At 42.3% G+C, this 22,759-nt stretch carries 25 protein-coding genes and 1 tRNA gene; 16 read left to right on the forward strand and 10 right to left on the reverse strand.

Annotated elements, in window-relative coordinates:
• Nucleotides 1-10: 10 nt before the first annotated feature.
• From HM003_05945 to HM003_05955, 3 genes are all read right to left on the reverse strand, one after another.
• Complete coding sequence (locus HM003_05945; protein ID MBX5328878.1) at nt 11-415, reverse strand: hypothetical protein; 405 nt, start codon at nt 413-415, stop codon at nt 11-13.
• A 138-nt stretch (nt 416-553) separates the two neighbouring features.
• Nucleotides 554-1,006, reverse strand: a complete 453-nt coding sequence (locus HM003_05950; protein ID MBX5328879.1) for a hypothetical protein — start codon at nt 1,004-1,006, stop codon at nt 554-556.
• 33 nt (nt 1,007-1,039) lie between these two features.
• Nucleotides 1,040-1,645 (reverse strand): DUF998 domain-containing protein, encoded by a 606-nt coding sequence (locus HM003_05955; protein ID MBX5328880.1) that lies wholly within the window; start codon nt 1,643-1,645, stop codon nt 1,040-1,042.
• Nucleotides 1,646-1,811: 166 nt separating this feature from the next.
• Here HM003_05955 and HM003_05960 point away from each other — a divergent pair, with 166 nt between their 5' ends.
• The 3 genes from HM003_05960 to HM003_05970 are packed head-to-tail and all read left to right on the forward strand — an operon-like array spanning nt 1,812 to nt 4,443.
• Nucleotides 1,812-3,002 carry an MFS transporter gene (locus tag HM003_05960; protein ID MBX5328881.1) on the forward strand — a complete coding sequence of 397 codons (1,191 nt, stop codon included), beginning with the start codon at nt 1,812-1,814 and terminating at the stop codon, nt 3,000-3,002.
• A gap of 35 nt (nt 3,003-3,037) precedes the next feature.
• Nucleotides 3,038-4,183, forward strand: a complete 1,146-nt coding sequence (locus tag HM003_05965; GenBank protein ID MBX5328882.1) for an aminopeptidase P family protein — start codon at nt 3,038-3,040, stop codon at nt 4,181-4,183.
• 56 nt (nt 4,184-4,239) lie between these two features.
• The gene (locus HM003_05970) at nt 4,240-4,443 is read left to right on the forward strand and encodes a ferredoxin family protein (protein ID MBX5328883.1); all 204 of its coding nucleotides are present in this window, start codon (nt 4,240-4,242) and stop codon (nt 4,441-4,443) included.
• A gap of 23 nt (nt 4,444-4,466) precedes the next feature.
• Here the strand turns inward: HM003_05970 and HM003_05975 are convergent, their stop codons facing one another.
• Genes HM003_05975 through HM003_05990 form a run of 4 tightly spaced genes read right to left on the reverse strand, consistent with a single transcriptional unit; the run spans nt 4,467 to nt 7,809 of the window.
• Nucleotides 4,467-5,603, reverse strand: a complete 1,137-nt coding sequence (locus HM003_05975; protein ID MBX5328884.1) for a DUF763 domain-containing protein — start codon at nt 5,601-5,603, stop codon at nt 4,467-4,469.
• Nucleotides 5,604-5,640: 37 nt separating this feature from the next.
• Nucleotides 5,641-6,108: a pantetheine-phosphate adenylyltransferase gene (locus HM003_05980; protein ID MBX5328885.1), complete on the reverse strand. Its 468-nt coding sequence runs from the start codon at nt 6,106-6,108 to the stop codon at nt 5,641-5,643.
• A 27-nt stretch (nt 6,109-6,135) separates the two neighbouring features.
• Nucleotides 6,136-7,068, reverse strand: a complete 933-nt coding sequence (locus HM003_05985) for a GHMP kinase (GenBank protein ID MBX5328886.1) — start codon at nt 7,066-7,068, stop codon at nt 6,136-6,138.
• 3 nt (nt 7,069-7,071) lie between these two features.
• Nucleotides 7,072-7,809, reverse strand: coding sequence for a hypothetical protein (locus HM003_05990; protein ID MBX5328887.1), 738 nt, complete (start codon nt 7,807-7,809; stop codon nt 7,072-7,074).
• Nucleotides 7,810-8,015: 206 nt separating this feature from the next.
• On the opposite strand from HM003_05990, the gene HM003_05995 reads away from it, so the two are divergent.
• The 12 genes from HM003_05995 to HM003_06050 all read left to right on the forward strand — a co-directional run bounded on the left by HM003_05995 (nt 8,016) and on the right by HM003_06050 (nt 19,493).
• Nucleotides 8,016-8,567, forward strand: coding sequence for a hypothetical protein (locus HM003_05995; protein ID MBX5328888.1), 552 nt, complete (start codon nt 8,016-8,018; stop codon nt 8,565-8,567).
• A 202-nt stretch (nt 8,568-8,769) separates the two neighbouring features.
• A complete protein-coding gene (locus HM003_06000) occupies nt 8,770-9,597 on the forward strand; it encodes a hypothetical protein (protein ID MBX5328889.1) in 828 nt (275 codons plus the stop codon).
• Between the two features lie 3 nt (nt 9,598-9,600).
• Complete coding sequence (locus HM003_06005; protein ID MBX5328890.1) at nt 9,601-10,062, forward strand: hypothetical protein; 462 nt, start codon at nt 9,601-9,603, stop codon at nt 10,060-10,062.
• Nucleotides 10,063-11,667, forward strand: a complete 1,605-nt coding sequence (locus HM003_06010; GenBank protein ID MBX5328891.1) for a type II/IV secretion system ATPase subunit — start codon at nt 10,063-10,065, stop codon at nt 11,665-11,667.
• A gap of 5 nt (nt 11,668-11,672) precedes the next feature.
• Nucleotides 11,673-13,181: a hypothetical protein gene (locus HM003_06015; protein ID MBX5328892.1), complete on the forward strand. Its 1,509-nt coding sequence runs from the start codon at nt 11,673-11,675 to the stop codon at nt 13,179-13,181.
• 33 nt (nt 13,182-13,214) lie between these two features.
• Entirely contained in the window at nt 13,215-14,282 is a 1,068-nt protein-coding gene (locus HM003_06020; GenBank protein MBX5328893.1) for a hypothetical protein, read from the forward strand.
• A complete protein-coding gene (locus tag HM003_06025; GenBank protein ID MBX5328894.1) occupies nt 14,279-14,701 on the forward strand; it encodes a hypothetical protein in 423 nt (140 codons plus the stop codon). The genes HM003_06020 and HM003_06025 overlap by 4 nt, the downstream gene beginning before the upstream one ends.
• 1 nt (nt 14,702) lies before the next feature.
• Entirely contained in the window at nt 14,703-15,473 is a 771-nt protein-coding gene (locus HM003_06030) for a hypothetical protein (protein ID MBX5328895.1), read from the forward strand.
• Between the two features lie 120 nt (nt 15,474-15,593).
• Nucleotides 15,594-16,151: a tRNA (pseudouridine(54)-N(1))-methyltransferase TrmY gene (locus tag HM003_06035; protein MBX5328896.1), complete on the forward strand. Its 558-nt coding sequence runs from the start codon at nt 15,594-15,596 to the stop codon at nt 16,149-16,151.
• A gap of 74 nt (nt 16,152-16,225) precedes the next feature.
• Nucleotides 16,226-17,602, forward strand: a complete 1,377-nt coding sequence (locus HM003_06040) for an AAA family ATPase (GenBank protein MBX5328897.1) — start codon at nt 16,226-16,228, stop codon at nt 17,600-17,602.
• Nucleotides 17,603-17,682: 80 nt separating this feature from the next.
• The gene (locus HM003_06045) at nt 17,683-17,991 is read left to right on the forward strand and encodes a hypothetical protein (protein ID MBX5328898.1); all 309 of its coding nucleotides are present in this window, start codon (nt 17,683-17,685) and stop codon (nt 17,989-17,991) included.
• Nucleotides 17,992-18,248: 257 nt separating this feature from the next.
• On the forward strand, nt 18,249-19,493 hold the full coding sequence (locus HM003_06050; GenBank protein MBX5328899.1) for an MFS transporter: 1,245 nt from the start codon (nt 18,249-18,251) through the stop codon (nt 19,491-19,493).
• Here HM003_06050 and amrS read toward each other — a convergent pair.
• The 3 genes from amrS to HM003_06065 all read right to left on the reverse strand — a co-directional run bounded on the left by amrS (nt 19,488) and on the right by HM003_06065 (nt 22,529).
• A complete protein-coding gene (gene amrS, locus HM003_06055) occupies nt 19,488-20,564 on the reverse strand; it encodes an AmmeMemoRadiSam system radical SAM enzyme (GenBank protein ID MBX5328900.1) in 1,077 nt (358 codons plus the stop codon). The genes HM003_06050 and amrS overlap by 6 nt on opposite strands.
• A gap of 36 nt (nt 20,565-20,600) precedes the next feature.
• Complete coding sequence (thiL, locus tag HM003_06060; protein MBX5328901.1) at nt 20,601-21,599, reverse strand: thiamine-phosphate kinase; 999 nt, start codon at nt 21,597-21,599, stop codon at nt 20,601-20,603.
• A gap of 144 nt (nt 21,600-21,743) precedes the next feature.
• Nucleotides 21,744-22,529: a hypothetical protein gene (locus tag HM003_06065; GenBank protein MBX5328902.1), complete on the reverse strand. Its 786-nt coding sequence runs from the start codon at nt 22,527-22,529 to the stop codon at nt 21,744-21,746.
• 70 nt (nt 22,530-22,599) lie between these two features.
• Here HM003_06065 and HM003_06070 point away from each other — a divergent pair.
• Nucleotides 22,600-22,673: transfer RNA gene (locus tag HM003_06070), tRNA-Thr, on the forward strand.
• The last annotated feature ends 86 nt before the right edge of the window (nt 22,674-22,759 follow it).

Below are 22,759 nucleotides of genomic sequence, written 5' to 3' on the forward strand. Positions count from 1 at the left end.
CCCTTTCACTCTAATCTTCGTCTTCTTCCTCTTCTTCTCTTTCCCTGCGTTTTTCAGCCAACTTTTCCTTTATTTTTCTTGAAATCTCCTCGCCTATTTCTTCGTCTTTGACCTTGATGAGCATATGCTTTTCTCCGCCCATCCCGTATCTCTTCAGTATTTCTCCAAGGCTTGTGAACACAGCTACATAGTTTTCAGTCATTTTGACAGCTGTCTCTTCGGGCATACCTGCCTCTTTTAATTCTTTGTAAAACGCTGCAGCTGCTTTTCCCATGTCTCTTCCAGCTTCTTCGGAGAACACGCTTGCAACAATTCCTTTTATTAGGCTTGGAATTTCCTTTGAAACAACGCTTAGAACTTCTCTCAGTTCTTCAACGTCTTCTTTCTCTTTTCTCTTTTCTTTTTCTTCACTCATTCGATTTCACCCCCGTCCACTTGAATACGGTTTACGCTGATGCTTTTGGAAGTTTGGAACATGTTTGTGTCACCAATTTACATGGAGAGTCTGGTCATCCTTGTTATATATTATGGGAAAAAGTGACCAGCGGCTCGGTCACTCTGCGAGTTCGTAAGCGTTTCCATATCCGCTAACACGTTTGACTATGCCCTCCTTCTCCAAGCGCTTGAGTCTACTTCTGATGATTCGCCTAGACGCTTTTCCACGCATGCGTTGGACTTGACGTGTTATTGCTGACACGTTAAGCGTTTTGTGTAAAGCAAGCGCTTGAATGATGCATCTTGAAATGTCGTCTTGGGCAATCCACGTTTTACGTATATATCTTTCTGCAGTTTTCAATCGTTTCGCAATTTCTAAAGGTTCACCATACAAGCCTACGCCTAAGCGGCTCATTCGAAGATAAGGAACTAAACCCGCATATTCTGGATTGTTAACTATGAAAGCTTCAAGAGTTTCAAGCCTCTTCATTATCAAGTCAAGTTTTCTGCTTAATTCTTCAATACTTGACCCTTCTTCACCGGTTTTTTTGTTGCTGCTTTTACGTGCCATTTCTTTTCACGAACTCTGCATGTCGTAACATTATTAGCTTTGGCGGGCAGTTTCTTTCAGTATTTTGTATCCAAGCACTATTGCCCATGCTGACGCTACAAGCGCAGAAACTGTTTCTGGAATTGCGACTCCCGAAACAAAATGCGTTGAGAAATATGTTATCCATATTGCTGCTGCAACTGCAGCTGTCAGAAAAGTGAACAAGTTCATCTTTGTTTGTTTCTCAAGTAAGAAATTTGCGCCAATGACAAACATAGAAATTGGATAAAGCGCGAAGAATACTACAGAAACTTGATAATGTGTTGGGGTGATATTCTCTGGAAACACGCCTATTAAGGTTAAAGCCAAAGCGTCAAGAACAAAGATGAAAGCACCGATTTTTCCCATTAACCTATTGCTCAGTAAAACGAATAATCCACATGCAAAAATTAAAGTGAGAATTCCGCTGATGATAAGTCCATAATTGAATAGTGGAGCCGTAATACCTTCTTGAACGCCCAAATCGCTTAACGCGTTATCTGTCCAAACGAAACTTGGAGAATAAGTTATTGCGAGTGAAATGAACGTAAACGCAACTATAGGCGTGATTATGCCGCTTATTCCAGAAATTTTTGGCAATCTGCCATTTCTTGAATTCATAAGAGTGCACCTTTCAATACAGAATATTTTAAACTATTTCTGTTTTGCTTAGAAAAACTCAAAAAAGAAGGCAACACATCGTGCCAGCAACTCTACGCCTAAGTCAAGCTTTTATTTCTAATCGCGTTTATTTTTGAAACTCAAACAATGGCTTGGCGAGTAAGACGTGGAAAAACCTCTGTGGATTATCTGCATAACGCACATGTTCATCGAAGTCTATCTTCTTATGCAAGTCGCCCTAATCCCAGTGATTATACGAGAATTTCAGTTGAGCCTTCTTGAAGCTTCTCTAATCGCTACAATTCCAAGCATCCTCACACTATTGATGAACCTTCCCTCCGGGCTCTTAACAGACAAGTTTACCACAAACCAACTTTTATCCGTTAGCATGCTAATAGAGGGACTTTCAACTTTTCTCGTAAGTCAAACAAGTAACTTCTGGACGCTGATAGTTGGCGTGTCTTTGCTGAAAATTTCTTCGCCCATATATCACATCTCTGGACTCAGCCAACTTAGCCGACTTGCAAAACCCGAAAAGATTAGTAGATACGTAGGCTTTCATAATGCTCTTGGAAGTTTAGGCTCAGCAGCAGGGCTCATTACGCTCGCAGTTTTCTTAACCACATTTGGTTGGCGGATAACCTACCTGTTTTGGGCAGTTCCGATTCTACTTTGGGGATTCATAATCTTGAAATCTCCATATTTGAGAACTAAACCAGCCAAGAGAGAAAGTTACGAGAAAAAGAATCATAGATTCACGCGGCTTTCTCTAATCTTTTCAGCCGAGTTCATTATTTTATTGTTGGTTATAGGAGTCAGAGAAATTGGAGCCACGGGAAGCTCAACATTCATGACAACGTTCTTCACGGACACCCGCGGCTTGCCTGATGCTACTTCCAGCTTAATATTCAGTTTAGGACCTTTCGCTGGGATAGCTGGCTCTTTGATTGGTGGCTACTTAGGCGAGAGACTTGGCGCGAAAAAGGCACTTAGTTTAACTATTCTCTGTAGCGCATTCTCGCTCATACTGTTGCCAGTGGCTTTCGAGCTTTACCTTATCGTCCTCGCTTATCTTCTCTACTCGTTTTTCAGCAGCGCAATCTGGTCGCCCATGAACACGATTGTGGCAAATGTGACACCCGAAACAGAGAGAGGAATGAGCTACAGCGTTTACTTCCTAACAGAAGGCTTACTAGCTTCAGTTGCGCCAACTTTAGCAGCCGGCTTCATAGAACTAACTGAAATATGGTTTGTATTCCCCTACAGCGTGGTTTTCATGATAGTCAGCGTCTTCATACTTCAATTCCTAAAACTTCCCCAACATCAACGAAACAACTTTAAACAATCCACAGAATAAGGCGTTAACCAAGTAAAGAGGAGAGTTAAGAAAAAATGAACTTTAAGAGAAGGCTTACGGGACTTCAAGAAAAAATGGCGGAAAACAATGTTGACTTGGTCATTTATGGCTCATGCCAAAACTTCCAATACTTAACTGGGCTTTTAATTGATTGGCGTCATGGAATAGACTTGGGAAGTGAAGCAAACAACATTTTCGTGCCGCGAACAGGTGAACCAATTTTAACGTTGGCTGAAGATGTGGCTGAACAAGCGTCCAAAACATGGGTCAAAGACGTTCGCATTTTAAAAAGAGAAGAAAATTATGGAGAATTACTCAAGGAAGTGATGTATGACTTAGACTTAAAGAAGAAAGTGAAGATTGGCTTAGGTGACCACGTGTGGGGAACAACAATAGCTGAAATTTCAAAAATCACTAAAGATGCTGAACTTTGTAAGGCTGAAGAATTTATGCACAGTTTAAGAATGATTAAAGAGGAAGAAGAAATTGAAAAACTAAGAAATGTTGCTAAGCTCACGGGCAAAGTGATGGAAGCAATTGTGCCAGAAATCAAAGAAGGCGTCACACAGCGCCAATTAGAGCTTGAGGTTGAGTTTTGCGGAAAAAGCTTAGGAGCTTCCGACGTGTCATTTCCTTCCACAGTGGGTTTTGTAAAATCTGGCTCTGAAATCTCGCCTAACCCGTTCACTTATCCAAAAGAAAAAGGGCTAGCCCGTGGCGCTTCTGTCGCTTTTGACATAGGCTTCGTGATGGAAGGTTACTGCTCAGACTTTGGAAGAAGCTTCTACTTCGGGCGCGTTGGCACTGAAGTTAAGAAAGGTTATGAGGCGTTGCAACAAGCGGTTATTGAAACAGTAGATAAAATGCATGATGGAAGCATGCGCGTGTGTGACCTCTTTCCATTTTTAGAAAGCATGTTAGATAGGCTTGGATATGGAGACTATTTGCGTGCACGTTTGCCGACGAAAAATCTTGGACACAACATCGGCGTTGAAGTGCATGAGCCTCCATGGCTTAGTCCAGCTTACACAGAAATTCTTCGTGAAGGCATGGTAATTGCTTTGGAGCCGAAACTTTGGCATGCCGGCGAATATTATCTACGCGTTGAAGAGATGGTTCTGGTGAAAAAGCGAAAAACCGAGTTCCTAACAAACTTTGACAGAAAACTCTTTCAGTTGTGAAAATGGAAAGAATTAAAAATAAAACGAATCAGAGTTTAAGGCAAGGTTGATGTAAAATGCCCAAAGTGAAAGTTGACTGGAATAAATGCAATGGCGACGGCGTTTGTACTGAAGTTTGCCCAGTGAATGTTTTTGAACTCAAAAAACTGCCAGAATATCAAGACAGCGAGAAGTCAGTTCCAGTGCGAGAAAGCGACTGCATAGCGTGCATGGCATGCGTAACTTCATGCCCAACACAAGCAATAACTGTTGAAGAATAACCAACTATACAGCAGAATCTTGCTTAATGGGTTATGTTGTCTGGAACGAACCGTCTGAGCCTTTGCAAAGACCTCATTTTCTCTTTCTCTCCCCCCTTAGCTTCTTGTATCGCCTGCTTAAGCATGCCAATCGACTCGTCCATGGCTCTGCGGTCCACTGGGTAGGGCACGCCATCCTTTCCTCCATACGCAAAAGAATACTTCACCGGGTCTTTCCAACTTGGCTTCTCACCATGAATCAACTCTGCAACTAATGCTAAACCTCTAACAGTTGCTGGTCCAACACCTCTGAAACCTAAGAGTTCTTCGTAGTTTTTCGGTTGGAAGTCGTAAACTTGCTGGAGGAATTTCCAGTTTATGGTTCTAGGCATGGATAAGAAGTCAATTGAGTATTCCTTCCATGCTGAGTCTGCGGTTTTTGGCAGCCACTCTTGAAGCGACTTCTGACTTTCGGGTCTAACAGACATTATTAGGTGCATTAGCTTCTTAGGCGGTTCACAGGCTATGTCCACAGAAGCCTTTCTGCAGCCTTCACTTTCTTTGGCGGTCATGTCTAATGCGACTTCTCGTCGGGCATCACCAACAATCGCGGTGTGAGGTTCAACAACAAAGTCTTTCACACTATCCGAAAGCCAATGGTAGCGTCTGGCAGTGCGGTCTTGAGGGCACATTCCCTGTTGGATGACTGCCCATTTTCCATCTTCAGCAACTATAAACGCATGATGATAAAGCTGGTAACCCGCCTGAATAGCCGTATTATCAACTTTAGCGCTCATTCTGCTTGCATAACGCATGCGCTCAATCTTCGTGTCTGAAAAGCCGAATTTTTCGCCTACATTCTCAATTTCCAGTGGCGTCTGTTTCGAAATTTTGCCTTTTCCGCCGCAAACAGCAATGCCGTGTTCTTCAGGTGTGACTGCGTGTTTTAGAACTCCGGTGACGACTGTTGTAACACCCGAGGAGTGCCAATCATAGCCTAAAACGCATCCTAAAGCTTGAAACCAAAAGGGGTCAGATACGCGTTTAAGAAAATCGTCCGTGCCATACTCAGCGACAATTATGGTGACAATTTCCTTGGCTAGTTTACGCATTCGAATAGTAAGCCATCTGGGCGCTTTGCCGTAATGAAGTGGAAGTTTAGCAACGCCTGTTCTCTGCATATGGGTCCTTCTGAAAGAAATATTGTTGGAAAAGAGTTTAACTGTTTTCTTTTGTTTTCAATAAGCGTCCTTCGCGGTCAATTTCTCCATGACGAATTCGCGTGGTAGAAATCGGAGCGTGATTTTCTGAAGGAACCATGTCTATAACAACAATTTGCAATGGCGCCAGTCCGCGTCTCTCTCTTTCCTCATTAATCTTCACAGCCATACGTTCAGTTTCACGACTCACAACCAACGCCTCAACACATCCTTCAGAAAGCGTTACTCCAAACGGGTCATTCAAAGGCATAATCTCCGCTCTGCTCAACAAACCTCTTTCTCGCAAAAACCTTTTCAATTCCTCAAGTCTTTGCTCGTAAGGAGCAGTTATGTGCGGTTTGCTGAGGCTTTCAACAAGCTTATCGGAGCATAAACCAATCAGAACGCGTTCTCCAACTTCAAAAGCCTTAGTCAGTAAAGTTCGGTGTCCCTTGTGAAACTCGTCAAACGTGCCGCCGACAGCCACGGTTTTGAACTTTTCTCGCAACTGTTTTCATCTCAATAGTCTTGCGCCTTGAATGTCAACTTGGGATACGAGAATCTTTTGTTCTGGCAAAACCTGCTTAAAAGTTTGAACTACTCTATCAACATTTTCTGATGTTGTTAATGCGTGAACTGCTTCGCCAACCATGTTTTGTGCAGCGCCTATCGCGTCTGCTTTGTCTGCAAGCTTCATTAGTGTTCTTACACGTTCTGTCACGAAACCAGTTTTTTCGGCAAACTCGCGGCAACAAGCCAAAAAGTTTTCAAGTGAAGGCTCAGCAAGAATTTTTTCCAAAGTTTTTCTACCCCATTTGTTGACAGCTAAACGTTTTTCTTGGGAAGACAAAACTTCCTTCGTTGGTATAGGTCCGAAGATGCCAGCGACAACCACGTAATCCGTGGATATTGGAATGCGGTCTATAACGGCGATTCCAGGCGCGCCAGGCTCTAGAGTGATTATGCATCCGCCAAGCATCAACGGTCCAACAGTGCCCAAGCCAGTTTTGCATTTAACTTCAGCAACATGCGCGATTCTGCCAAGCTGATTGTAAGTTAAGTTTAAACCCAAAGCCTTCGAAAGGGCTAAAGCAGTGGTTAAGGCTCCAGCAGCGCTTGAGCCGAAGCCCGCTCCGATTGGAATCTCCACTTTATGCTTGACAACAACATTGTAGGTGTGGTCAACTTTGTCCAAAAGCGCTTTTGCCACAGTCTTCGTGGTTTCTGCTTCTGGAGCAATTTTCTCATTAATGAAAACTTGAACGTTGTTTCTTTCTGCTTCTGAAACATCAACATAAGTTGTGACGCCTTTCTGAATGCCAAACCCGCCACCGCGAGCCCCAATTTTCTCTACATCTGAAATTGGATTACCATTTTTTTCGCAGTCGCAGATTTCAAAGAAACTCGAAATTCCAGCAGGACTGAAGGCTTCTGCACTTTTCACCATTATCTACTCTTTTGTGTTAGGTTTCAAGCTGGGAAATGCCCTCTGGCATGCTTCAAGTATTGGCGGTCCTAGAATTATGAGAAATGGTATTTCAGTTGAAAAGGTCCAAACGAGATACCATAAGCCAGCTGACACCGTTAATGGTGTTAGTTCAGTTTTTCCAGGCATGACGAACATTTGACTGAAGACGGGAACCATTGTTCCAATTATTGCACTGCCTACAAGCAAGCCAATCATGCAGCCTACTTCGTAGCTTCTCCATTTAGAACTCAGCAACACAGCAATTAGCAGGACTGCATAGGTTCCTAAGATTATCCCTGAAAATATGAGCCCTTCGGTTGCTGAGAAAAATTCGGGAACCAGAATAAATTGGGTAATTCCTGCTAATAAGGCGCTGATTATCCCAAAAATCAGCATTGGTATCTTCCATTCTACATTTCGTTTTGCAACATAACCGATTATGAAGAAACCCGCAAAGTTCGATGTAACTCCAGCCATTAAACTCAATACTGGGTTACCATGTATGAGCATGTCATTTATGAATATGCCTATCGCAGCACCTATACCACCGACCCATGGACCAAAAAGCGCAGCAAATGCTGCTGGAATTATTACTTGCGGCCAAAATCTGACTAAGCCAAGTCCAGGAGCTGTTAACGGTAGGATATAGTAGAAGAGGTAACCAAAAGCTGTGTATAACGCTGCATTTAAAGCGGTTGCCGCAACGTCTAGGGTTCTCATGTTTTGCGCCTTCTTTTGGAAACGCTACCAATGCTGGTTTTTAAGATAAGTTTTCCGTTTGAATTGTTTAAACAAGTTTAAACTTTTCCACAGCTTGAATGTTGCTTATCGTGTTGTTGTACACGTCTACAGTTATGTGTAGCTCTGTTCTACGCACAAACTAACATATTTTAACAAAGGCGATTTTGCTGCACGGAGAGAAAAAAATGAAACTCTTAAAGAGTAAAAAAGCATTGAGCACAGTAGTGACTACATTGATTATTCTAGTTGTTTCAGTGCTATTGGCAACAGTTGTGACTTTCTACGCCATAAACGTGACAACCACAAGAGTACAAGAAGAAAGCCTACAAGTCTTCAAACTGCACACATGGCACAACGGCGCAGACGAAGCAATAACTGCGTTCTTGGTGATTAACACTGGTGGTCGTGATGTCGTCATAGACAAAATAGCTGTCAGAGGTCAAGAATGTGTTTGGACTACCGTGTACTACAATAAGACACAAAACACAATAAACGAGGATCTACCATATGCGTCATCCACGAACATAACAGCAGGAAGCGTGACAATTGGTACAACCGACTACGATGTTACCCCAGCAACTGACGACCTAATTTTGAAGTCCGGTTGGAGCATGATCGTTTACATAGTTAACCCAGACCACATTTCTGTTAACGACATTGGTGTCACAGTAGGCGTAACCATTTTCACTGCTAACGCTCAATACTACAAAGAAGCAAACGTTGAAGCCAGCGAGTAGCAGCAACATCTTTCTCCCTTTTCTTTTTTCCCTCTGTTTTTATGTTCCTTCTCTAAAGAGGGCATTAATTATAACGCATTAGATTTTGAAGTATTGATTTTGCATACTTATGTGTAGTTTTGTTCTACGCACACTATCTTATCTTATTACAGAATGAAAAGGTTTTGATTGCACATGCAAGAGAGGAGGCTGTAAAAAATCAATGCACACCAGTAATTTCAAAAGACTCATACATTCTAAAAGAGCCTTGGCTGTGCCAGTAACCTACCTGATACTGTTCGTTTCGTTAATGGCAGTGATCTCTGCAACCTACAGTTACGCGGTAGTAAAAATAGGCTCAAGAGCGGCTTCGATTAAGGCTTTTGTGGCTAAACAAAACATGCAAGCTTTAGACAACGCGGTTCGTTCAGTTGCGTGGGGTTTCGGAGCTTCTGAAGTGGTCTACATGGATGATTGTGGAGGCGCTTTTAAGACAGCGCCTGCATCTAAAAATCTTGTTCTCAACTTTACTGATGAACAAACTTTCTCTGACATAGTGTTTAACAGTTCTGTTGGAAAAGCATCTTACCAACTTGAGCCTTCTGAATCAAACTATCTTGGTTTATACATTAGAGGCGATAATAGGGCAGTAATAAATCAAAGCTCTTCAATTATGACTCAACTTTACGTTACAGAAACAGAAAACGCGCAAACTATAATTCTTTGTTACCGTCCATTAGCGACAGCAGCAGTCATCGACACAAGCAATGCAAAACCAGCAAACCTCATCCGCGTAAACATCATAAACCTCAACTTTTCACAAGAGCTAACACTAAGAGAAAAATTCTACTTGAAAATAACCGCCATAAACGTCACCACAGTCTCCAACCAATACACGTTTAACGAGTCAATCTCCTCTCTTGCATTAAAAGCCTCTTTAGACGAAAATTCAAACATTGTTTGGCTTCCGATTTCCAGCAGCACCGAAGGCGCCGTTGTAAACTTGGACATAGTCATCTGCAACGTCAAAATTGAAAAAGCAGAGGTGTAAAACTTGCCATCTATTACTCCAAGTTATCTTTACACGTTCGTTGCGTTAATAGCAATCAGCAGCATGCTGATTTTCTCGTTCATGGCATACGGTGACGCTTTACGCGCTCCATTAGAAGTGAAACAACTCAAAAATCTAATGGGTTACGTAGCAGCAAAAGGCACAGAGCTATTAACGCTAGCATCTACAACAAACGCCACAACAGAAACATTCCTTCAAATGCCAACAAAAATAGGCGATAGACAATACTGGCTTCGACTCCGCAACGACTCAGCTAAGACTTGGTTAGAAGGCGGGTTTGGAAACACGCCCACCGAAGGAAACGAGCTTCAAGTATCCCTTCCCAAAGAAGCGTTAGCAACAGGCTATTATAAGAGCGGCTACGACGCGGCTCATCTGGAATGCCGCATAAGCGATGGCATTTTGCAGCTCTTTCTTTCAAGCCAAAGCGAAGGTGATGTATAAATGAAGTTTAACCTTAAACTACGTAAAAATGCATCTCAAAAAGAAGAATCCTTCCAAGAAATGATGAAAGAAGAAGGCGAAATAGTAGAATTTTTAGACGTGAAAAAATGGAGTATCCCAGAAGGCTACATAGAAGCAGAATATTACCCGCTTAAGCCGCCATTCTCTTACGCTGCAATCGTTCAAAACGAGGAAACTTTGGAATACCTTTACATTCTTGACGAACTTCCATTAACACGGGAAGAACGAGACGGCTATTTCAGGCTTAGAAACATTCTAGAATATGAGCTTCAAGCTCCAGAGGCGGAAGAGACACTTAACGAATCTTTCAGACGACAAATGCCAATAATCCTCTCAAATCACCAGAAACAATTTGCTGGAATATCCCCAGTTGGGATGCGCAAGCTTCTCTATTATTTGGAAAGAGATGTGGTTGGCTATGGAAAAATAGACCCACTAATGTATGACGAGTACGTGGAAGACATCGGATGCGGAGGAGTTAGCAAACCAATTTTCTTGTGGCACAGAAAATACGAGAACATAAAAACTAACATAGTTTTCCGAGACGAACAAGAACTTGACGACTTCGTGATGCGTGTAGTCCACAAAGCTGGAAAACACGTAAGCATAGCCTTCCCAATAGTTGACGTCACACTACCAGAAAAACACCGTTTAGCAATTTCTTTCGGAAAAGAAACAACACCATCAGGCACGTCATTCACCATAAGAAAGTTCCGCAAAGACCCATTCACAATAATTGACTTGATTGAGAACGAAACCATAAACGAGAGCATAGCCGCTTACCTATGGCTTCTGATGGAAAACAAAATGTCAGTTATGATTATCGGCGCCACGGGCGCTGGAAAAACAACAGCGCTAAACGCAGTTGCATGTCTCATACGTCCAAACCACAAAATAATTTCAGTAGAAGAAGTTGCAGAGATAAACCTGCCCCATGAAAACTGGACATCAAACATTGCCCGTTCAGGCTTCGGTGTTGAAGGCGAAGGCGAAATCACCTTATACGACCTAATCAAATCAGCCGTAAGACACCGTCCAGACTTGATTATTGTAGGCGAAATCCGCGGAGAAGAAGCCTACGTGCTGTTCCAAGCCCTTGCAACTGGACACGGTGGCTTATGCACATTACACGCTGAGGACGTTGACACTTCAATCAAAAGGCTGACGCAACCGCCTATGAACATTCCGTCATCCATAATTCCGCTGATGAACTGCGTCATAAACGTAAAACACGTTAGAACACCAGTCTTCCTAGAATCTGGAAAACGTCTCTCAAGCAGAAAATTCATAAACATTTCAGAAATAAAAGACGCAAACACTTTCCAAGAAGTTTTCAGCTGGAACCCATCTTCGGACACTTTCAACGAAAGACTAAACGAAAGTTACCTTCTGAAAAAGATGGCTGCAAGCCTGGACATTCCAATGGAACGATTAATAGACGAACTAGAATATCGCAAACGCGTAATCATGCACATGGTCGAGCATAACATTCGCGACTACAGAAGCGTCAACAAAGTCTTGAGCAAATACTATAACAATCCGCAGTTGTTCCAGAAAGAATTTTTAGAAAAGCCAAAGTGGTGAAAAACTTGCAGACTCTAATTAAAAGACCAAAAATATTCGGTTGGTTGCTGAATCTTTACAGCAAAGAGAACACAAGCGAACTTAACCGCGAATTACCTTTCGCTGCACTGCTATTCACTCTATTATCCGCCAGTGGAGTAACAATCTACGATAGCTGGAAAAAACTATGCAACGTGAACTTGTTGCCAAATTTTCAGAAAGAAGCCAAAGAAATTGTTAGACAAGTTGAAGTTCTGGGTTACGACCCCTTAACTGTAATGTATAAACGAGCACATAAAACGAAATCGAAAAGTTACCGTGAATTCTTGTTAGGCTATGTTTCGTCTGTGAGAAGCGGCGGAAGCGTTGTAAACTATTTAAAAAGCAAGTTGCGTTCAATATTCGAAGTTCAAAGCGCTTCTGCAATTCGTTCAATAGAGAGACTTGGCACCTTAGTAGAAGCCTACGCAGTAATGCTGATAGTCACATTGTGCTCCTACATACTTTTCATCGTCTTCGCAACAACTTCGGTGTTTGAACCCATGAAAATGAGTGGAACACCAGGCGTGTCTACAGAAATTGTCTGCGTTCTGATATTCTTTGTAACACCGATAATCTCAATAATTTTCATGATGATCGCGCATACGGAGAGAAAAAGCAACCTAGTGAATGTTAATCAGCCGTACTATGCGACTATAATACCGTTAATAGCGGTTTCCGCTTTTATAGCAGCACTATACTTCATGCCACAACTTGCATTCCTCACAAGTCCGGAAATATTTCCACTCGTCACTACACTTTGTTTACTGGCAATTTCGTTACCTCCAACAATAGTCTACATGAGAATATCCAAGGTAAACAATGACGCTGAAAACTCGATGCCAAATTTCCTCAGAGACGTAACAGAAGCCAGAAAAATTGGGCTTTCACCAGAAAAAAGCATAATCCACGCAACAAAACGCTCTGGCTACGGCAAATTCTCTGAAACCCTAAGCCTAATAAGAAGTCAGATGGAATGGGGCGTGTCCTTGAGAAAAGTGTTCGTTAACATCAAAAGGAAAATTCAAACATGGCACGTGCTCGTAAACTTCTTGATACTTGTTGAGACAATCAAAATTGGCGGCGGTTCAGCAGCGGCGCTTGAAATATTGACTGATTATAGCGAAAAACAGAAGGACGTTGAAACTAACAAGAAGTCGCTTCTGAGACCTTACGTGATATTGGCGTTCATATGGAGCGTCCTCATAGCCTTAACAACAACGATGGTAGCAATGGCAGTCTACGCTTTGACCAACATTTCACTTCCAGGTGCTACAGCATCAGTGCCGCTTGGAGTCATGCAGTTGCAAGTGAACCTTTTCTCCATTGGCATAATATTGCAGTGTTGGCTTTCAGGATTCTTTGTAGGTAAAGTGAACGAGGGCACATTTGCTGCGGGCTTCAAATATTCAGTAATGCTTGTAATTACGGCTTACGTTTCGCTTTTGCTTTCGCAGAATCTACTAGGCGGAATGTACAGCGCTGTCTCCGGTTAATAGAACAAAAATAAATTGAGGATTGAAAAGAGAATGCCTGCGATTTCGATTGACACGTTCTTTGCATGTTCGCTAATGGTTATTCTGGCGCTTTCAGCTATGGCTGGAACTTCAAAAATGTTGTATCCCTACATAAACAACGTGGGGGACCAGAATATTCGGGAAAGGTTCAGGGAAATCTCACGATATATACTTTTGAATGCGGGGACGCCATCAGATTGGGGACGAAATCCTCAGATGATGCCAGAAATATTTGGCTTAGCTAAAGCCAACGCAAAAGGCTCATATGAGTTAGATATAGACAAAGTTTCACGATTGAACAGTGAGAACCTTTATGCTTTTAGTTATGCGCAGATATTCACGGCTCTTAAAATGTCCGATGTGTCTTTTAAGATTGAGATAAAGCCAATCTTTGAAGTTTCTATTAACTTGACAGCGACTTTTAACGGGACTGATGAGACTGTTTACCAGTTTGAGGTTTTGACTGAAGACCAAGGCGCCGCTGTTCAAGCGGATTTGAAGGGTTATGTGATTGCGAAAAATTATTTGGAAGCAACCAACGTGTGTGCGTCTAATGGCAGAGCCAGCTTAAATGTAACTCTCTCAAACGCTGTGGAAGGACCAGCACTTTTCGTTGTTTTCGCCAAAGCCAAATGCGATAGTCAAATAGCGTCTTTCGGTGTATATGCTTTTGCGAACAACTCTTCAAAACCGAATTCTGAAGGCACTTTTCTTAGGCTTAGTCCTCTAAACTATTTTTTGAATGCGTCATTTGTTTATCCAGAAACTGTTTTGTCAGACGCTTACGCCCTAACCTTTGATTATAACTCGACACTAACACAGATTGCAAGCGGCAACCAATCTGCGACATTCCAAATTCCGCAATTTCGCGATTCAAGCCCAACAGTGCTCATCGTAACAGGACAGAATTTGACTGACTTCTTTGCGGAATGGGTTGCTTACCCACAAATTCCTCTTCAAATTGGTGCAAACTTTTCAAATTCGCTGGTTATCTCCAACGTTTTCGTTTACATATACACCGTCACAATAGATTCTGGGATTTACAAATGCACTTTTTGGCTTGGGGGTCCGAAAGAATGAGAAGCCAAAATAAGGGACAAATTAGAATAATCGAAGCTTTCTTGGCTGTGCTTATAATCTTCTCTTCGTTTGCTGTTTCAGCAAATCTCACAACGATACGGAATACAACCAAACGTGATGATTTAAGCTATGCTGGATTGCAGGCGCTAATGAAGTTGGACTCTGATGGGAGCCTCGGAAAATACATAGATGACGGAAACTGGACTGCCTTGCGAGACACGCTTAACCTTGTTTTGCCAGCTGGGATATCATTTAACTTGACAGTTTACAACTCACAGATGCAACAAGTTAATACAGCCGTCATCTCCAATGGCGCTTTCAACAGTCAAGAAATAGCTTTCGTAGAATACCTCTGTGTAAGCCAAGGGTTAGTTTTCAAATGTTACATAATTCATTTGCACTTGACGGTGGCTTCGTGAAATGAAAAGAAAAGACAGAAGATTTAGGTCAAACAGTTCGGCGCAGCTTCTCATAGTGGCAGCTCTGGCAATAGCCATACTCATCTCTGCAACTACGACTTACGTTTATGAGCTTGGCAAGGAAACAAACGGCACATATAACTATCCAATCAGTGATTCCATTTTAGCCATAAAACAGACCACACGAAATGCACTGATAAGCTCTCTCGCGAACATTTCGAATGGTGGAGAAAAAACGCTGCTGGTAACAAATCTAAATGAACTTTCACAGAGCTTGAGAAATCTAACACAGTTTGGAATTTGGCAATTGAGCTTCATTGTTCTCGATGATTCAACATATGATTCTGGTGTTTGGCTTTCGTGGGATACAAATGACGTAGGCGTTTCCAGTGCTTACACAGACTTCACATTAAGAGCCTATGATGTTGCAACGAACTCCACTGTAAATTACGCTGTGAACGTGACGACCACTATCACTGTTAGTGGCTATTATATGGCTCTTGGGATAGAAAAAATGGTGAATCTAACCTGTAACATGTATAATGAAGGCGAACCAGCTTTAGCCCAAAACATAACATTGTTTTATGAGAACCTTGGAATTTGGATGCCCATTGACTCATCAAACAATCTTTCTATAACAGATTATGGTAACGGCACCTACGCAATATCTTTTAGAGTTGTAACACTCTCAGACACTGTGCAGGTTTCAACGCATTTGAAGGATTTACGAGGTATATTTGTCCAAACAAACACGACATGTACAGAAAGATAAATGCTCACCTTCAAACTACACAAAAACAAATTTGACATTAGACTTATCGCAGTTGCTTTATGTTTTAATGATATTTAAATCTACATCAGCAGCTAATACTTAAAGAAGAGAGGAGCCCAATTGCGAGAATTCATCTTATACTCCCGTTTAGGCAGGACAGACTCAAACTGGACAAACCTGCACAGCGCTGGACGTTTAGACATAGTTTACGAATGCATAATCGCTTCTCTTTTTCTTTCTCACGCTATCCGCAAAGACACGCTCTTCCACGCTATATTAAACGGTCCGCCAAATCCGCCTCAACATCTAAAAATTGACGGCTTAACGCTGCATGATGTACGTACAGACCAGCAAACATGGACGCAAATCCTCAAAAAAGTCTTATCGGGTAAACCACATCCGGGGACAAGCCTAACAAAAGCAAGCTTCGAGACGCTACTAAAAACCAAAGCCACACAAGCACAAATTTACGTTCTCGAAGAAGGCGGCAGACCAATAGACGAAACAGAAATCAACGATAACCCGGTCTTCGTACTCGGCGACCACGTAGGCTTACCAAAAAGGGTAGAAGGTTTCGCTCTACGCTACGGAGAAAAAATCAGCCTTGGAAAAACACCCTATCTCGCAGCCTCATGCATAACAATAATAAACTACATACTCGACAAAAAACAAAAGTGAAATTTATATCAGAGAAAAATTTTCAATACCATCTACAACATCAAACACAAAATAAGACGAGGTGAAACCACACCATGGCTTCAATAAGAGAAATTCCTACAACACCCACAACACGATTTGAACGCATAGGTGCTCACACACACATCAAAGGCTTAGGATTAGACGAAAACCTACAAGCAATCAAAGTAAAAGACGGCATGGTCGGACAGGAAAAAGCACGAGAAGCCGCAGGACTAGTCGTAAAAATGATAAAAGAAGGCAAACTCAGCGGAAAATCCATAATCATCGCAGGACCGCCAGGCACAGGAAAAACAGCCATAGCAGTCGCCATATCACGCGAACTAGGCGCTAACGTGCCATTCATCCAAATGAGTGGAAGCGAAGTCTACAGCAGCGAACGCAAAAAAACCGAAATCCTCATCGAAGCCATCCGCAAATGCATAGGCATAGAAATCCACGAAATGCGCAAGGTCTACGAAGGCGAACTCACAACCGTAGATATAAAAACCGCTCCACATCCATACAACCCATACCAAAAAATTCCAGAAAGTGTACGTCTAACATTACGCACGACAGAAGAAGAAAAATCTATCGAAGCCGGCGCCCAAATCGCTCAACAAATAATTCAAGAAGGCATAACAGAAGGCAATGTCATCCAAATAGATGCTGAAACAGGGCGAGTAGCCAATCTAGGATTAAGCATGGAAAGCACAAAAGGAAAAACCTATGACGTAGACACAACACGCAAGATTCCACGTCCCAACGGCAAAGTCCTAAAAGAAAAAGAATTCGTTTACATGCTGACATTAGCAGATTTAGACGAACTAAACGCCAGACAACGCCAAGGCGGATTCTTCTCGCTGTTCTTCGGCGGCTCGGAATCAAAAGAAATCGACACTGAAATCCGCATGGCAGTAGACCAGCAAGTCAAAGAATGGGTAGACAACGGCAAAGCCTACATCCACCCAGGCGTACTCTTCATCGACGACTCTCACTTGCTAGATTTAGAAGCCTTCAGCTTTCTCGGAAGAGCCATGGAAAGCGAACTCGTCCCAATCATAATACTCGCAACAAACCGCGGCATAGCCAGAATTCGCGGAACAGACATAAAAAGCCCACTAGGATTCCCTGTAGACCTAATAGACCGCTCAGTCATAATCGCAACTCAACCCTACGACACAGAAAGCGTAAAAGAAATACTTCGCATACGCTCTGGGGAAGAAAAAATCAAACTTGACAAAAACGCGCTAGAAAAACTCGCAGAAGTCGGAGCCAAAAGCTCACTACGCTATGCAGTCCAACTCCTAAGCTTAGCCGCACAAAATGCCAAAACAGCCAAAAAAGACAAAGTCACAGTTGAAGATGTGCAACGCGTAGACGACCTCTTCATGGACATGACAGAAGCCGCAGAATACCTAAGAAAATACGAGGAAAAAATGATGATACATTAAGTAAATATGCACAATCCATATCACAACACAACAACCCTTTAATCTCAACACCCACCTTTTCTTAAACCGAAGTGACCCACATGGCAGAACACAAACAAAAACGCCCAACAGAAAACATAACCGAAGTTGACACAGAAGAACATGGCTTTCTCCTTGAACCAACCCAGGTCGAACTCGGCGCAGGCTACACACTCCAAGTAAAATACGACGAAAACGAAAACCCAATAGTTAGCATAAAAACCTACGGAAACGTGAACATGAACCAACTGAAAAAGGAAATTCAAAAGGCCTATCCAAATGCCCGAATACTGCAACTAAATCAGTCACCCCAGCCAGTAATTGTATCCAAAAAACACAAAAAACCGAAAACCAAAAAGAAACACAAATAGAAGAAACTTCCACCCAAAATTTTGCATTCCGATACGAGATTGAAAAGGAGACAATATCTCTTTAATAAAAATTTTTCCTTGAAAAACACAAAAACCAACATAAAACATGCGGTTTTAAAGAATAATAAGTCACGAAAATCTCTGCAGCGAAACATAGTTAAAAACATAACTCTAACACAAAATGCACGATGCGCTTTTAAGCAACCACCCACGCTTAATGAAAAATCTGAACATAAACCCGCAAACGTGAGGCACACGTGGAAAACGAAAAAAGTCAGCCGGAGCAAAAAGAAGTAAGCCTCAAGCCACTTTATGCACGTTCTGTAGTGAATTCCCTCGGCGCTGGAATGGTCAACCCTTTCATGGGAGCATACGCCATAAAACTTGGCGCTTCAGAATCAGACATGGGATGGTTCCAATCAGCCTCAAACATCTCAAACAACGTAATGCAAGTCTTCTGGGGACGCCTAAGCGACCGCATCAAACGCCGAATACCCTTCATAATCGCCGGCACCCTCATAATGTCCACCTTATGGATACCAATGATATTCGTAACAAACGCAACCCAGCTAATTCTACTAATCGCAATACAAGCCCTAATCGGTTCGATGGCAACGCCAGCATGGACCGCCCTAATAGGCGATCTGGTGCCATCAGCCAAACTCGGAAGAGCAAACGCTTCAATAAACCTCTGGGCATCAATAGGTAGCGTAATTGCAACAGTCGCCTCTGGAATTGTAATGCTTAGCGTTGGCGGTTCTCCTCAAGAAATGATGTTTGTACCCTTGCTTATTGCAACTACCTGCGGCATAATTTCATGCGTGGCAATGCTTCGAATAAAAGAAAAGAAAAACGGCGAAAAACTGAACTTACGAAGACAATTCACGTCAGAGTTTCTTAACACTTTAAGATATACAAAGAGAAACCCGCAGTTTGTAAAATACTGCTACGTAGTAGGCGTCTTCGAATTTTTCATGTCAATCTGCTGGCCGCTAATCGCAAGAACACAGGTAGATGTTTTAAACGCCACAATGCTACACATAGCGCTGCTTTCAGTCGTGCAATCCGTAGTAACCATAGCCTTTCAAGGTTGGGCTGGAAAAGTAACAGACACTATTGGAAGAAAACCCGCCCTGCTAATATTCAGATTAACCCTCATAACAGTGCCACTTGCCTACGCTTTCGTGCCTAGCATAGAAGCATTAATAGTTGTAGGAGCCTTCTGGGGAATAACCATGGCACTTGGAAATGCTGCAGTCACCGCTTATCTTTTAGACATATCGCCGGAAGAACACCGGGGAAGCTTCACTGCAGTATTCAACCTAGTGATAGGTGTAACAACCTTTTTTGGGTCATTACTCGGCGGATACCTATCCGCGTATACAGTTAGCATTTTTGGTTTAGTCGTTGGGTTGCAAATCGTTTACATGGTCTCTATGGGCGGCAGAATCGTCGGCGCACTACTCCACTTCAGATTGAAAGAGACACTTGAAAAGTCATAAAAGATACGCGGGGCGCTCTTGTTTACCGCAGTATTCCCCCGTTATCGGAATAAAAGTTGCGCATTTGGGACATTTCTTTTCTTTGGTAATTTTGTACTGCAACACATAGTATTCATATCTCTGAATAAGCTTCTCTCCGCAGTTAGGACAATAAGTATTTTCGTACCTATGCCCACCAACATTGCCAATGTAAGGATAAAGCACGCCAGCCTTCTTCGCCAATTCATAAGCTTTCTCCAAAATCTCAACTTTTGTCGGCGGATTATCAAACTTGTAAGCAGGGAAATAACGCGTAAAATGCAAGGGTGTTTCAGCGCCAACCTCTTTTAAATGCCTCTCAATAACCCACTGCAAACTCACGTCGTCATCATTAACGTCTCTAACAACCAAATTAACAATTTCAACATGCAACCCTAACTTTTTGGCTTCTCGCGCATTTCTCCAAATCTTATCTACTTCTGCGCCTCCGCAATATTTCTCATAAACCTTAGCATCGCCTTTTATGTCGATTTTTAGTCCATCCAACCCCGCTTCAGAAAGCGCCTTCAGAGCCTCTAGCGTCATGTAACCATTTGAAACATAACAACAATATTTTACGCCCTTTTCTTTACCATATTTAAAAAGCGGAATCATCCACTCAGAAAGAAGCGTTGGCTCTTGAAAACTTGCACACAAACCAACATCACCATTATAAATGGCTAACTCAACCATTTTCTCCGGCGAATAAAAAACCGCTTTAGCAGGGTCTGGCTCCAACTTTGACAAGTGAAAATTTTGACACCAAACACAATTCAAATTACAAGACCATGTTGAAAAAGTGAGGGCTGTCGACCCTGGCCAATAATGAAAGAAAGGCTTGATTTCTATTGGACGGCTCTCAACTGCACTTACGTCGCCATAAACAAGCGTGAATAACTCTCCATCGATGTTCATTCGGGTTCTGCAGAAACCTTTCGAGCCGAGGCGAATCTCACACTTTCTTTCGCAGAGGCTACATCTGACAGCATCATCATGGAGTTTTTCATAAAAAAGTGCTTTGCGAACAGTTGGGTAACTAGTTAAATCTGGCATTAGCCTTCAATTTAATTAATATGGCTTAATTCTGACTTAAACATTACTTTTTCTAAAGTGCTCCCAACCTCGCGGCTCAATAACATGCCTTTTTCCGTTAATTTCCAAAATAATTCTCTTTTCAGCTGTCACCTTTCCAATTTGCAAAAGCTTTCCACCAACCTTCTCAACAGCTTTTTCTGCTCGACCCCAAAGCGTAGGCTTTACCGTCAAGACAAGCTCGTATTCTTCTCCACCGTAAAGCGTCAAATCTAACAAGTCAAGCTTGCTGGTTTCCGCAAACTTTTCCACTTCTTTGGCTACTGGAAGCTTGCTTATCAAAAAGCCAACATTGCTTGTCCTTGAAATTTCATGCAAACTCCAAGCTAAGCCGTCGCTTGAATCAATAGCCGCCGTAACCGCCCTTGTCCGACTTAACGCTAATCCTTCTTTTAATCGTGCATGCGGCATCAAAACCGCTCCAACAAGAGCCTCACGAATTTTCCTCGGTGCCGCAAGATTGTTAAGTAGAATCTTCAAACCAGCAGAAGTTTTACCGAAAAACCCAGTAACCGCCACAAGGTCTCCAGGTTCTGCTCCACTCCGCAACATAACACTTTCCTTTTCTGCAATTCCAAAAACTGAGAGACTGATTATCACGTCTGAAGCCTCGTTTGTGTCTCCTCCAATGATAAATGCGCCGTACTCGCGTGCGCCAGCATTAAGTCCAGCCCCAATTTCTTCTATGTCGTTCTCGGCAAGTTTCGGGGGCAGTCCAAGCGAAACAAGAATAACCTTTGGTTCCACACCTTTTGCGGCGAAATCGCTAATATTCATAATAACAGCTTTTCGTGCCGCTTGCCAAAGACTCATTCCCAGCGGCACATCAGTTTTGTCTACCAGCATGTCTGTTTTCAAAATTAAGAGTTGCTCGTTGCTTAGCGGATATGCGGAGACGTCATCGCCAAAAGGAATAGGCATCTTGGGCATTTTCTCCAGCTGGTCTAGAATTAACTCGATTATTTTTCTCTCTCCAATCGCTTTTAAGTCGTCCAAACCCCTACACCTTTGTATTAGTGAATAGAAAGCTGTTGTCTTAAATATTCTCAGCAAATCTCGGAACAGCTATGAAATGCGGAACGCTTTTCTAGTCTCCATACACAAACTGATATGTACTTATGTGACACTTTTCAAAACTCCCTATTCTTTTATGAAGCCTTGTGCCTTAAGAAAATTCATTAACTTCTCATTCGTACTCTTCACAAATTCTTCTTTGTAATGCCTTGAATATGATTTTCCATAGTTTCTTTCCGTAAGGAGTTTTTCAAACTCCTCTTTCGTTAACTCTTCTCCACGGCGTTTCAAGTCGTTGGACATGAACTCTCTCCAGTAATCTGAAACATCCTTTGCATCTATATCCCTATAACTGTCCTCACAAACTATCACATCAAAACTCCATTTTCCCCTTATCCCAAGCTTTCTCACCGGATAACCCACGCACAAAATGCTAAGCGCCAAACAATGTTCTGGCAACTTCAAAATTTCCTTAACTCTCTGCGGGTGCTCAATAACTGACCCGATTATCACGCTGCCGAGACCCAAAGCTTCTGCGGCGATAACCATGTTTTCAAGCGCTAAAGCGGCGTCCAAAACTCCGAAAGTGAAGGGAAGAATGCCAGTAAAATCGTAGTTCACTCCGGTTAGTTTTGCAGCTTTTAAATGCCGATGAAGATCAAGACATACTACAACCCACACTGGAGCATCTTTCATAAACGTTTGATTCTCGCAAAGTTCATACAATTGTTCTCTAACTATTTCGTCTTTTACAACTATGAATGTTCTGGGTTGAATGTTTCCAGCAGACGGCGCTCGAATTCCAGCAAACAAAATCTGTTTAAGAATTTCTTCTGGAACATGCCTGTTTTTGTCAAAATTTCTAATGGAAGTTCTTGCCAAAATAGTGTTCAACAAATTGGAGCTTTTCATAGGAGACCCTGCCTAGAAAAGGCTATTCCGAACATCTTAAAAATAACAGTTTCCCTCATTAGTTGCGGATGCCTCGGTAGCTCAGCTCGGTAGAGCGACGGTCTCGTAAACCGTAGGCCCCGGGATCAAAGCCCGGCCGAGGCTTTTATGCTCGTGTATTTTCGTTGTGCGGTTGAACAGAAATATTTATTAAATATTAATATTAAAGATACATTTCAGAAGAAACTCCG

This window comes from Candidatus Bathyarchaeota archaeon A05DMB-5 (assembly GCA_019685655.1).
In the GTDB taxonomy this organism is placed as follows: domain Archaea; phylum Thermoproteota; class Bathyarchaeia; order Bathyarchaeales; family Bathycorpusculaceae; genus DSLH01.